This window comes from Streptomyces hygroscopicus subsp. hygroscopicus, from assembly GCF_030269125.1.
In the GTDB taxonomy this organism is placed as follows: Bacteria; Actinomycetota; Actinomycetes; order Streptomycetales; family Streptomycetaceae; genus Streptomyces; species Streptomyces hygroscopicus_C.
The window spans coordinates 70,894-82,897 of sequence record NZ_BSSM01000014.1 but is presented as its reverse complement, the minus strand read 5'-3'; the positions used below and the strand labels follow the sequence as shown (position 1 = coordinate 82,897).

General features: G+C 74.1%; 9 protein-coding genes and 1 pseudogene. 8 read left to right on the top strand and 2 right to left on the bottom strand.

The window, feature by feature from the left end; genetic code table 11:
• Nucleotides 1-59 precede the first annotated feature (59 nt).
• Complete coding sequence (locus QSK45_RS27715; RefSeq protein WP_285561621.1) at nt 60-497, top strand: MarR family winged helix-turn-helix transcriptional regulator; 438 nt, start codon at nt 60-62, stop codon at nt 495-497.
• A 117-nt stretch (nt 498-614) separates the two neighbouring features.
• Nucleotides 615-1,199 carry a hydrolase gene (locus QSK45_RS27710; RefSeq protein WP_285561620.1) on the top strand — a complete coding sequence of 195 codons (585 nt, stop codon included), beginning with the start codon at nt 615-617 and terminating at the stop codon, nt 1,197-1,199.
• Nucleotides 1,200-1,736: 537 nt separating this feature from the next.
• Here QSK45_RS27710 and QSK45_RS27705 read toward each other — a convergent pair.
• The gene (locus QSK45_RS27705; protein WP_285561619.1) at nt 1,737-2,105 is read right to left on the bottom strand and encodes a DUF6479 family protein; all 369 of its coding nucleotides are present in this window, start codon (nt 2,103-2,105) and stop codon (nt 1,737-1,739) included.
• A gap of 65 nt (nt 2,106-2,170) precedes the next feature.
• The gene (locus QSK45_RS27700; protein ID WP_285561618.1) at nt 2,171-2,458 is read right to left on the bottom strand and encodes a hypothetical protein; all 288 of its coding nucleotides are present in this window, start codon (nt 2,456-2,458) and stop codon (nt 2,171-2,173) included.
• A 96-nt stretch (nt 2,459-2,554) separates the two neighbouring features.
• Between QSK45_RS27700 and QSK45_RS27695 the strand changes: the two are divergent.
• The 6 genes and pseudogenes from QSK45_RS27695 to QSK45_RS27670 all read left to right on the top strand — a co-directional run.
• Nucleotides 2,555-2,777, top strand: a pseudogene (locus tag QSK45_RS27695) (class III lanthionine synthetase LanKC N-terminal domain-containing protein); the annotation flags it as partial.
• A gap of 149 nt (nt 2,778-2,926) precedes the next feature.
• Nucleotides 2,927-5,065, top strand: coding sequence for a SpoIIE family protein phosphatase (locus QSK45_RS27690; protein WP_285561617.1), 2,139 nt, complete (start codon nt 2,927-2,929; stop codon nt 5,063-5,065).
• 468 nt (nt 5,066-5,533) lie between these two features.
• On the top strand, nt 5,534-5,749 hold the full coding sequence (locus QSK45_RS27685; protein WP_285561616.1) for a type A2 lantipeptide: 216 nt from the start codon (nt 5,534-5,536) through the stop codon (nt 5,747-5,749).
• A gap of 99 nt (nt 5,750-5,848) precedes the next feature.
• Nucleotides 5,849-6,655 (top strand): HlyD family efflux transporter periplasmic adaptor subunit, encoded by an 807-nt coding sequence (locus tag QSK45_RS27680; protein ID WP_285561615.1) that lies wholly within the window; start codon nt 5,849-5,851, stop codon nt 6,653-6,655.
• Nucleotides 6,640-8,877 carry an NHLP family bacteriocin export ABC transporter peptidase/permease/ATPase subunit gene (locus QSK45_RS27675; protein ID WP_490993624.1) on the top strand — a complete coding sequence of 746 codons (2,238 nt, stop codon included), beginning with the start codon at nt 6,640-6,642 and terminating at the stop codon, nt 8,875-8,877. Before QSK45_RS27680 ends, QSK45_RS27675 begins: the two co-directional genes overlap by 16 nt.
• Nucleotides 8,877-11,702, top strand: coding sequence for an NHLP bacteriocin export ABC transporter permease/ATPase subunit (locus tag QSK45_RS27670; RefSeq protein WP_285561613.1), 2,826 nt, complete (start codon nt 8,877-8,879; stop codon nt 11,700-11,702). Before QSK45_RS27675 ends, QSK45_RS27670 begins: the two co-directional genes overlap by 1 nt.
• The last annotated feature ends 302 nt before the right edge of the window (nt 11,703-12,004 follow it).

Below are 12,004 nucleotides of genomic sequence, written 5' to 3'. Positions count from 1 at the left end.
AGGCAAAGCTGAACAGTTTCAGCTGGACAGCCATTCCTGACGGACCTAGGCTGACCGGCATGGAAGACATCTCCGACGCGGCCGCCCGCGCGGCGCGCGACCTGCGGGTCGTGTTCAGCCGGTTGCGGCGCCGTATCCGCGAGGTCGCGCGGGACGCGGACCTGACCCCCTCGCAGGAGTCGGCGCTGAGCCTGGTCGGCAAGCACGGCGCGGCCACCGCGAGCGCGCTGGCCGCCGCCGAGGGGGTGCGCCCGCAGTCCATGGCCACCACGCTGGCCGCGCTGGAGCAGCACGGCCTGATCCGCCGCACCCCCGACCCGGACGACGGCCGCCGTCAGATGGTCACCCTGACCGACGCCGGCCGGGCCCGCGTCGAGGGCAACAGGCAGGTGCGCGAGGAGTGGCTGGCGCGCGCCTTGCAGGACCGGTACTCCGACGAGGAACGGCAGACGATCCTCGCGGCTCTGGAGCTGATGCAGCGGCTGTCGCGGCCGTGACGGCGCGGCGCCGCCGCACCCTGCCCGAGGTCTCCTGCTCCGCAGCGGGCCGACCCTCCGAAGACCCGGCGGACCCCCGGAAACCCCCGAAGAACCCTGGAAAGGCCTGACCGACCCATGTCGCTCACCACGCTCGACCCCCGTACCGCCCTCGTCGTGATCGACCTCCAGCGCGGCATCGTGGGCTCCCCCACCCAGCCGCACTCGGGCGCCGACGTCCTGTCCCGCTCGGTGGAGCTGGCCGAGGCGTTCCGCGCCCGGAACCTGCCCGTCGTGCTGGTCCGGGTGTCCTTCGCCGCCGACTTCTCCGACGCCATGCCCGGCCGCACCGAGCAGCAGGGCGGCGGCGCGGCGTTCCCGGAGGGCTGGGACGTCATCGTCGACGAACTGACGGGCCACGACGGTGACATCCTGGTCACCAAGCACAACTGGAGCGCCCTCTTCGGCACCGACCTGGACGTGCAGCTGCGCCGCCGCGGCGTCACCCAGATCGTGCTGACCGGCATCGCCACCAGCATCGGCGTCGAGTCCACCGCGCGTGACGCGTACGCCATGGGCTACCACGTCACCCTCGCCACCGACGCGATGGCCGACCGCGACGCCGCGACGCACACGCACAGCGTCGAGAAGATCTTCCCCAGGCTCGGTGAGACCGGCACGACCGCCGAGGTCCTGGAGCTGCTGGCGAAGACGCACGGCTGAGCGCGGCGGCCGACCGCGCACGGCGGCCCGGTTCCCTCGCCGGTGGGGAACCGGGCCGCCGCGTTCTCCGGGCCGTATGCCGGGTGCCCGCGGACCAGGCACCGGGGCGCCGTGACGATGATCAGGCGCCCGAGTGCCGTGGGGGCGAAGCCCCGCAGGACGCACCGCCGTCGGCGCGCCGTACCGGGAGGAGCCCGTAGGACGGACCGCCGTCGGCGCGCCGCTCGGTCCTCGCCCCGCACGATGTCGTCCTCCGCGTACCGCCCCTGCCGCCGGGCCCCGGGGCGGTCAAGGACGGCGGGGACGCAGGTACGCACCCCTCGGTCCCGTCGGCCATGGGCTTGCGCCCACCCCGTCTCGGCCTGCGGTACGCACTGCTTCCCGGTCGTCTGCGCGGTCACGTCGCCTCATCCGCTTTCCGTCTGCCCTGGCCCCCCGGGGCCGGAACGTCGGCGCCGTGCGGACCTGGTGTGAGCTGTCCGGCGCGGGTAACCGCCCGGCGCGGCCCGCGAACGCCGGCCGCCCGGACGCGGCCGCTCAGGTGCGGCCGCCCCCACCGCCGCCGAAGGACCCGCTGGACCCGGGCGACCAGCGCGGACGGCTCTGGTCGTCGGCGCGCCGGGAGCGGATGTTGTCGAGCTGGTGCGGGGTGAGCCGCTCGCTCTCGTCGGCCGCCCTCGGCACCTCGCGCGGCTCGCGCATCTCACTGGTCTCGTGCACCGGGCCCGTCGGCGGCAGCTTGGGCTGCTCCTCGGGGCGCGGTGGAGCGGGCTCGCGCCGGCGCACCTCGAAACCCAGCCGGAAGGCCCAGATCAGTCCGCCGACCAGGACGACCCCGGCGACCAGGACGAGGACGTATCCGAAGGCCTGCCTGCCGGTGGCCGCTTCGTACATGGCAGTGTTCATGGACCCCGGGTACCCGGCGCGGGGAGACGGATACCAGGGTTCGCGCCTGTGCCGGCCCCGGCGCGTCAGCCGGCCGGCGGTCTCTCGCCGTGCCGCGCGGCGGCGCGTTCCACCTCGGCCTCGATGTCGGCGCGCGGACGGCCCGTCTCCTTCGCGTACTCGCTCAGCGCGGTCTGCGCATCGCGGGCGAGGTCACGCCAGGCGCGCAGGGCGGTCTCGTAGGTGCCCGACTGGGCGCCGGTCATGCCCCGTTCGGCCGGGGGACCGTACGTCTCCCGCAGCCCCTCGACCGTGGTCTGGGCCGCGTCGGCCGCCCGCTGCTTCTGCACCAGTTCTTCGAAGGTGTGTGCCACCCCATCGAATCTAGGCGCGGTCCGGCCGGCGCGCCTGTCCAACCGGCAACCGAGGCCCCCACGCGGCGAAGGCACCGAACGGCCTTCTCCTTGCCGAGACACGGCGCGTTCGCGCGGCGGTACGTCGTGGACGAGCGCGGCACGCCGGTCCCCGCGGTGGCGGACGGCACCGGCAGGCCGGTCCCGGACCGGCGAGCGCCGTCCTTCCAGGTGCCGGAGTTCCCGCGGCCGCCGCCGGGTGGTGCCGAAGGAGGGCCGGCGGCGCGCGGGGCCGGCCGCCGACGGGGCGGACGCGGTGACCCGGCTGGAGCGGGGGAAGGCGTTCACCGCACGGCGGGCCCTCCGAGGAGCGTCCCGGCCCGCACCCTCGACCGGGCCTCGCGCGGGGCGCTCGCCGTGCGCTGGGCGCCGCCACGGAGGAGTCTTGGTCCCGAGTGCGACACGCGGCCGTAGGAGGAGGTGGTCGGCGTGTCCGAAGGGCCAGGGCCCACGCGGGCACCGGCGGCCGCCGGGAGACCGGGCGGCGAGCCGGTGCTGTCGGTCGCGCTGGCCTCGATGATGGAGGAGGTGCACGCCCACTCCGGCGCCGTGTACCTGCTCCGTCGCGACGAGCCGGTGCTGGAGATGGCGGTGCACGCGGGCCTGCCCCGGGCGTTCGCGGCGCCGTGGGAGCGGCTGGGGCTCGGCGCGCCGCTCCCGGTCGTGGACGCGGTGCGGCGGCGGGAGCTGGTGTGGGTGAGCGGCGAGGAGGAGATGGCGGGGCGCTATCCGCGGGTCGCGGTGGTGCTGCCGTACCCGTTCGCGCTGGCCGCGCTGCCGGTGGCGACGGAACACGAGGTCTACGGCGCGGTGTTCGTGACCTGGCCCGGCGGGCATCCGTCGGAGCTGTCCGCCGAGGAGCGCGCCCGGCTGACCGCGGCCTGCGAGCGGCTGGCGGTCCGCCTCGAACGGGCCTCGGCGGAGCACAGGCCGCTGGGCCGTGAGCACGATCTGCTCGCGGCGCCCGCGCCGGAGCTGGCGGGCACGCTGGGCACCGTCGAGGCGGCCCGGATGGTGGCCCGGCTGCCGTACGGCCTGGTGTCGCTGGATCTGCGCGGCCGCATCGGCTACGTCAGCCCGGCCGCCGCCACCCTGCTCGGGCTGACCGCGGAGGAGCTGCTCGGCACCCTGCCGTGGGTGTCCGTGCCCTGGCTGAACGATCCGACGTACGAGGACCGCTACCGGGCCGCGCTGCTGAGCCAGCGGCCTACCTCGTTCGTGGCGCTGCGGCCGCCCGGCGACTGGCTGTCGTTCCGGCTGTACCCGAGCCTGACCGGGCTCAGCGTGCGCGTCGGACGGGCGCGGCCGATGGGCGACGTGGCCCCGGGCAGCGCGGTGGCGGAGTCGGGCGCGCCGCGGCTGGTGACGATCTCGCAGGTGCTGAGCCTGGCGGGCGCGCTGACCGAGGCGGTGGGGGTGCGGGACGTGGTGCGGCTGGTGTGGGACGAGCTGGCGCCGACGGTCGGCTGCCGGGCGATGGTGATGGCCTCGGCCGAGGCCGGGCGGCTGCATGTGCTGGGGCACCGCGGGTACACCGATCCGCACGCGGTGGACCGGTTCGACGGGCTGCCGCTGTCCGAGCGGACCCCGGGCATGCGCGCGCTGAGCAGCGGGGTGCCCGCGTTCTTCGAGTCCCGGGAGCAGCTGAGGCGGCTCTATCCGGAGCGCGGGGAGAGCCCGGACGGCTTCGCGGCCTGGGCGTACCTGCCGCTGATCGCCTCCGGTCGGCCGGTCGGCGCCTGTGTGCTGGCGTACGCCGAGCCGCGGGTCTTCCACGCCGACGAACGGGCCGTGCTCACCGCGCTCGGCGGGCTGATCGCGCAGGCCCTGGAGCGCGCGATGCTGTACGACGCCGAGCACCAGCTGGCGCACGGACTGCAACAGGCGCTGCTGCCGCACTCGCTGCCGGCGCTGCCGGGTGTGGAGGCGGCGGCCCGGTACCTGCCGGCCACCCAGGGCATGGAGATCGGCGGCGACTTCTACGATCTGGTGCGGGCCGGCCCCTTGGCGGCGGCGGTGATCGGGGACGTGCAGGGGCACAACGTCACGGCGGCGGGCCTGATGGGGCAGCTGCGCACCGGGGTGCGGGCGTACACCGCGGTGGGGCAGGGCCCGCACGAGGTGATGGTCAGCATCAACCGGCTGCTGGTCGATCTGGGCTCGGAGTTGTTCGCCAGCTGTCTGTACCTGCGGCTGGATCCGGTGGCCGGACAGGCCGTGATGGCGCGCGCGGGGCATCCGCCGCCGCTGCTCAGACGCCCCGACGGCCGGGTGCGCGTGCTGGACCTGGCCGGGGGCCCGCTGCTCGGCATCGAGGCGTCGGCGTCGTACCCGACGACGGAGGTGTCGCTCGCGCCCGGCTCGGTCCTCGTGCTCTACACCGACGGCCTGGTGGAAGCCCCGGGTGTCGACATCGAGGACGCCCTCTCCGAGCTGGGTGCCCGGCTCGCGGAGGCCGGCGATCTGCCGTTGGAGGCCCTCGCGGACGAGCTGATCCGCGCGAGCGTGCCGGCGGGGGCGCGGCTGGACGACGTGGCAGTGCTGCTCCTGCGGGCGGGCGACGGCTGAGTCCCCCACCCGGAACGACACGCTCCGCGGTCGATCGGTGGCGGTCGGTTCCCGTCGCGTACCGGAAGCCACGCTTCAGGGAATCTGCACATTGAATGCTCAACGAAGGCACCGCGGTCGGCTCTTCTGCACATCCGCGCGCCGCCTGCCCGCCTCCGGCGCGCGCGATTGCCGGGCACGGCGCCCGAGGCAAGCCCGCGGCCGCGACGATGCGGTGCGGCATGTGAAAAAGTCGCCGACAAGACGTGCCCGCGCCTGCACGGTTGAGTCCTCTCGTGCATCAAGTTCCCTGGTGAGGGCCCTGATTGAGTGGAAGCGCGCGCGGCCCGCGTGCTTTGATCCTTCGCACCGCGGGGGGCCGACGGGCCCCGGCGACGGAGCCCGCCACCCGCGGCCGCGGCCTTCCGTCCGTTTCCCGGCGGGGGCCGTTCCCCCCTTGTGAAGATCCATATGAAGGGAAGTTCCATCATGAACTCCACCCCCCAGGTCGAGACCGCCGAGATCGCCGACGCCGAGCTGGACGCCGTCTCCGGCGGTCTGCAGGTGAACGCCCTCGGCACCGTGACCGGCGCCGTCAACGGCATCGCCCCGGTCTCCGACCTGGCCGGCACGGCCATCGGCACGGTCGAGGGTGTCACCGGCCTGAACGTGGCCCCGGTCACCGGCCTGGTCGCCGGTCTCTGACCACCCTCCTCACGCCCGGCAGTCCCGGAGCCGCCCCGGCTCCGGGACTGCCGGGCGTCCCGAAACCCCGTCATCCGCACCACAGGTGAGGGAAGTTCCGTGCAGTTCCGCCAACAGGCTCTCGCCAAGCTCCGGTCGCCCCAGGAACTGGACCTCCCGGTGCGGCTCGCCCGCCCGCAGGGCCGGCTCGCGCTCGGTGTCACCGTGGCCGTCATGGCCGCGGCCTCCGTCTGGGCGGTCACCGGTTCGGTCGCCTCCACGGTGAACGCGGACGCCATCCTCACGCACGGGCAGGGAAGTTATGTGCTGCAGAGTCCCGTGGCGGGGCAGGTGACGGCCGTCCTCACCCGGCAGGGCGAGCAGCTGCCCGCCAACGCCCCGGTGGTCAAGATCCGTACCGCCCAAGGGGATTCAGTCGTGCGCACGGTCGCCGCGGGCCGCGTCACCACGCTCGCCGCCACCATCGGGCAGATCGTCCGGACCGGCACCGACGTGGCCGCCGTCGAGAAGGTCGCCCACCCCGGGGACCCGTTGTACGCCACCGTGTACGTGCCCGCCGAGAACGCCGCCGCCATCCCCGCACACGCCTCCGTCGACCTCACCGTCTCCTCGGTGCCGGCGCAGCGCTACGGCGTGCTGCACGGCCGGGTGCGCTCGGTGGACCGGTCCGCGCAGTCCGCCCAGTCGATCGCCGCGTTCCTCGGCGACAGCCAGCTCGGCCGGCAGTTCACCAGGGACGGCCGCCCGGTCGCCGTGACCGTGCGCCTGGACGACTCCGGGGAGACCAGGAGCGGTTACCGGTGGTCGACCGCCGACGGGCCGCCCTTCCGTCTGGAATCCATGACCCTCGCCTCCGCCTCGATCCGGCTGGCCGACCAGCACCCCGTCGATTGGCTGCTCCCGTGACGCCCGCTCCCCCGCAGACCCACGGCCGCAGACGCGCCGCGCCCGCCCGGCGTCCGGGCCCGAAGTCCCGTACCGGCAGGGCCCGTACACCCACCGTGCTCCAGATGGAGGCCGTCGAGTGCGGCGCCGCCTCCCTCGCGATGGTCCTCGGCCACTACGGCCGCCATGTCCCGCTGGAGGAGCTGCGCATCGCCTGCGGCGTCTCCCGGGACGGCTCGCGCGCCAGCAACCTCCTGAAGGCGGCGCGCGGTTACGGCCTGACCGCCAAGGGCATGCAGATGGACCTGGCCGCCCTCGCCGAGGTGCGCGCCCCGGCCATCCTGTTCTGGGAGTTCAACCACTACGTCGTCTACGACGGCATGGGCCGCCGCCTGGGCCGGCGCGGCATCCACATCAACGACCCCGCCAAGGGCCGCCGTTTCGTGCCCCTGGAGGAGTTCGACGGCAGCTTCACCGGTGTCGTCCTGGTGCTGGAGCCCGGCGCGGACTTCACCCGGGGCGGGCGCAAGCCGGGCGTACTGGGCGCGATGCCGGCCCGGCTGCGCGGCACCGCGGGCACCCTGCCCGCCGCGGTGCTGGCCAGCCTGCTGCTGGTCGCGGTCGGCGCGGCCGTACCGGCGCTGAGCCGCACCTACATCGACATGTTCCTGATCGGCGGCCAGACCTCGCTGCTCGGCGTGCTGTTCGCCTCGATGGCCGCCTGTGTGCTGCTCACCCTGGTGCTGACCTGGTTGCAGCAGGCCAATCTGCTGCACGGCCGGATCATCTCCTCCACCCTGACCAGCGCCCGCTTCCTGCGTCATCTGCTGCGGCTGCCGGTGACGTTCTTCGCCCAGCGCTCCCCCGCCGACCTGGTGCAGCGCCTCCAGTCCAACGACCAGGTCGCCGAGACCCTGGCCCGCGACCTCGCGGCGGCCGGTGTGGACGCGATCGTGGTCGTGCTCTACGCGGTGCTCCTCTACACCTACGACGCGCAGCTGACGCTCGTCGGCATCGGTGTGGCCCTGCTGAACGTCCTCGCCATGCGGCTGGTCGTACGGCTGCGCGCGACCCGTACGGCGAAGCTGCGCGCGGACACCGCCCGGCTGACCGACACCGCTTACACCGGGCTCCAGCTGATCGAGACGATGAAGGCGACCGGTGGTGAGGACGGCTACTTCCGCAAGTGGGCCGGGCAGCACGCCACCACGCTGGAGGAGCAGCAGCGGCTCGGGGTGCCGAGCGCGTGGCTCGGGGTGGTCGCGCCGACGCTGGCCACGTTCAACAGCGCGCTGATCCTGTGGATCGGCGGTCTGCGCGCCGTCGAGGGCCATGTCTCGGTGGGTCTGCTGGTGGCCTTCCAGGCGCTGGTCACCCGCTTCACCGCACCGCTCACCCGGCTCAACGGGGTGGCGGGCCGCATCCAGGACTTCGCGGCCGACGTGGCCCGCCTCAAGGACGTGGAGGACTTCCGGGCCGACCCGCTCCACGCCCGCGGCGGCCCCGGAGACTCCACCCGCCGACTGCACGGCCACGTCGAACTGGAGAACGTCACGTTCGGCTACAGCCCGCTGGACAAACCGCTGCTGACCGGCTTCGACCTGACCGTGGGCCCCGGGCGGCAGGTGGCGCTCGTCGGCGGCTCGGGCAGCGGCAAGTCCACGGTGTCCAGGCTGATCTCGGGACTGTACGCGCCCTGGGACGGGGTGATCCGCATCGACGGCCGCCGCCTGGAGGACATCCCGCGCGGCGCGCTCGCCGCCTCCGTCTCCTTCGTGGACCAGGAGGTCTTCCTCTTCGAGGGCTCGGTCCGCGACAACGTCGCCCTGTGGGACCCCTCGATCCCGGACGAGGCGGTGGTGGAGGCGCTGAAGGACGCCGCCCTGTACGAGGTGGTGGCGCGGCGGCCCGGCGGCATCCACGGCGAGGTCGAGCAGGACGGCCGCAACTTCTCCGGCGGGCAGCGCCAACGGCTGGAGATCGCGAGGGCGTTGGTGCGACGGCCGAGCATCCTGGTGCTCGACGAGGTGACCAGCGCGCTGGACGCGCAGACCGAGCTGGTGGTGATGGACAACCTGCGCCGCCGCGGCTGCGCCTGCGTGGTGATCGCGCACCGGCTGAGCACGGTCCGCGACAGCGACGAGATCGTCGTGCTCCAGCACGGCACGGTGGTCGAACGCGGGCGGCACGAGGAGCTGGTGGCGCGTGGCGGCGCGTACGCGGCGCTGGTCAGGGAGCGTTGATGACGTCTGTTCAGGAGGGGTACGACGGCGACCTGGTGCTCGGGGCACTGGGCACCCTCGGCACCCGGGTCGACTGCGCCGGGTTCACCCGCCTCGACCTGGCGGGGCCCGAGGTGCTGTGGCTGGTGGCGGCCGGCGCCCTGGACCTGTTCGCGGTGGACGCCGGCCGGCAGGGCCACTGGCACCACCTGGGCCGTCTGGAGGCGGGCGCGCTGCTGCTCGGCCCGGTCACGGGTCCCCAGCACACCCTGGTGGCCCGCCCGGTGCGCGACTGCGTGGTGCACCGGGTGAACCTCCGCGAGCTGTACCAGCCGGCGGGCACCCAGACCTGGTCGTACGACGAGTACGGGCGGCCCCAGTACGTGCCGCCCGCCTCCAGCCCGCTGGAGTACGCCCTCGCGCTCGGCGTCGGCCGCGGCCTGTCCGTCCTCTTCCAGGCCCCGATGGCCGAGGAGCGGCCCGAAGTCCCCACGGACGACGACGTGTTCTGGATGCAGGTGCCGCCCGGCAGCGTCCAGTACGGCTCCCTGTACGGCGCGGAGGCCGCCGCCGATCTGCTGGTGGACCCGGCGCTGTGGCAGTCGATGGTCGACCAGCAGTACCGGCTGCTGACCGCGCTGGACCGTTGGATCGAGCAGCTGGAGCGCAGCCACGAGACCCGGACGGCCGCCGGTATCAAGGCCGGTGAGGCCGCGGGCGCCCAGGCGGACCGCACCCTGCTGGCCTCGATCGGCCGCCGCTCGGGACGTCGTACGACGGCCGCCGACGCCGACGCCACGTACGCGGCCTGCGTGCTGGTGGCGGAGGCGGCCGGGATCACGCTGGCCGAGCCCGCGCGCAGCGGCACCGAGAGCGAGCGCCTCGATCCGGTCGAGCGGGTGGCGCTCGCTTCCCGGGTACGCACCCGCGCCGTACGCCTCGAAGGCCGCTGGTGGCGGGAGAACGTGGGCCCACTGGTGGGGCGGCGGGCACTGTCCGGGGCGCCGGTCGCGCTGCTGTGGCGGCGTGGCGGCTACGCGGCCGTCCACCCCGGCACCGGCCGGGAGACCCCGGTCGGCAAGGTGAACGCCGAGGACTTCGAGCCGCGCGCGGTGATGTTCTACCGGCCGCTGCCCGACCAGGCGCTCTCCCCGCTCGGCCTGCTCCGCTTCACCATGAGCGGCGCCCGCGGCGATCTGCTCGGCCTGCTGCTCGCGGGGCTGGTGACGGTGGCGATCGGAGCGCTGGTGCCGATCGCCACCGGCAAGGTGCTCGGCGAGTACGTGCCGAGGGCCGAGGAGGGCCTGATCGTCCAGGTGTGTCTGGCGGTCATGGTGAGCGGGGTGGTGTCGACGGCGTTCACACTGCTGGAGAACCTCTCCATCCTGCGCCTGGAGGGCCGCGTCGAGGCGGCGCTGCAACCGGCCGTCTGGGACCGGCTGTTGCGGCTGCCCACCCGGTTCTTCACCACGCGCTCCACCGGCGAACTGGCCAGTGCCGCCATGGGGATCAGCGCGATGCGCCGGATGCTGGCGGGCGTCGGCCCGGTGGTCGCCCAGTCGGTGACGGTCGGCGCGATGAACCTCGGCCTGCTGCTGTGGTACAGCGTGCCGATGGCGCTCGCGGCGGTCGGCATGCTGGTCGTCATCGCGGCCGTGTTCCTGGGGCTCGGGCTGTGGCAGGTGCGCTGGCAGCGGCGGCTGGTGGTGCTCGGCAACCGGCTGAACAACCAGGCCTTCCAGACCCTGCGCGGGCTGCCCAAGCTGCGCGTCGCGGCCGCGGAGAACTACGCGTACGCCGCCTGGGCACGGGAGTTCGCGCGCGGCCGGGAGCTCCAGCGGAAGGCGGGGCGGATCAAGAACCTGACCACCGTGCTCGGCGCGGTCTACCTGCCGGTGTGCTCGCTGCTGATGTTCATGCTGCTCGCGGGACCGGCGAAGGGCACACTGTCGGCGGCGGACTTCCTCACCTTCAACACGTCGGTGACGATGGTGCTGACCTCGGTCACCCAGCTGACCGGCTCGCTGGTGTCGGCGGTGGCCGCGCTGCCGCTGTTCGAGGAGATCCGGCCGGTCCTGGACGCCGCCCCCGAGGTCCGCGCCGCGAGCACCCGCCCCGGGCCGCTCTCCGGCGCACTGGAGGCCCGCCGCCTCTCCTTCCGGTACGCCGACGACGGCCCGCTCGTCCTGGACGACGTCACCTTCACGATCCGCCCCGGCGAGTTCGTCGCGGTCGTCGGCCCCAGCGGTTGCGGCAAGTCCACCCTACTGCGGCTGCTGATCGGCTTCGACCGGCCGGTCTCCGGCAGCGTCCTCTACGACGGCCAGGACCTCGCGGCGCTGGACCAGTCGGCGGTGCGCCGCCAGTGCGGGGTGGTGCTCCAGCACGCCCAGCCGTTCACCGGATCCATCCTCGACGTCATCTGCGGCACCGAGCCGTACACCCCCGAGGAGGCGATGGCGGCGGCGGAGATGGCGGGGCTCGCGGAGGACATCGAGCGCATGCCGATGGGCCTGCACACCATCGTCTCCGGCAGCGGCTCGGTCTCCGGGGGCCAGCGCCAGCGCCTGATGATCGCCCAGGCGCTGATCCGCCGCCCCCGCGTCCTCTTCCTCGACGAGGCGACCAGCGCCCTGGACAACGACACCCAGCGCATCGTCATCGACAGCACCCGCAAGCTCCACGCCACCCGCGTGGTCATCGCCCACCGCCTGTCCACGGTCCTCGACGCGGACCGGGTGATCGTGATGGAGGAGGGCCGGGTCGTCCAGCAGGGCAGCCCCGCCGAACTGCTCGCGGACACCACGGGACGGCTGCACGAACTGGTCCAGCGGCAGCTGGCGTGACGACGCGCCCCGGCACCGGGCCCGCCTACGGACTCGCCGCGCGCCGGGCCGGCCGTGGGGGATGCCGGTTCGGCGACCGGGGACGGCTTCGCGACCGGGACGGCGGCCCCGGAGGCCGGGGACGGCTTCGCGACGAACGGCGAACCCGACAGCCGGGGCGACGACCCGCAGGCCCGGAAACCGGGGCCACATCCCGAGAACCGGAAACCCCGACCCCGGCCACGACAGACCGAACGACCCGGAACCCGATCCCGAGGCACCAGGCCCAAGGGCAGGACCAGGCACGGCGATCCGCACACGGC

What these genes read in the sequence shown, in the direction of transcription:
- QSK45_RS27715 (WP_285561621.1), top strand. Translation starts at nt 60, where the DNA reads ATGGAAGACATCTCCGACGCGGCCGCCCGCGCGGCGCGCGACCTGCGG.
- QSK45_RS27685 (WP_285561616.1), top strand. Translation starts at nt 5,534, where the DNA reads ATGAACTCCACCCCCCAGGTCGAGACCGCCGAGATCGCCGACGCCGAG.
- QSK45_RS27705 (WP_285561619.1), bottom strand. Translation starts at nt 2,105, where the DNA reads ATGAACACTGCCATGTACGAAGCGGCCACCGGCAGGCAGGCCTTCGGA.
- QSK45_RS27710 (WP_285561620.1), top strand. Translation starts at nt 615, where the DNA reads ATGTCGCTCACCACGCTCGACCCCCGTACCGCCCTCGTCGTGATCGAC.
- QSK45_RS27670 (WP_285561613.1), top strand. Translation starts at nt 8,877, where the DNA reads ATGACGTCTGTTCAGGAGGGGTACGACGGCGACCTGGTGCTCGGGGCA.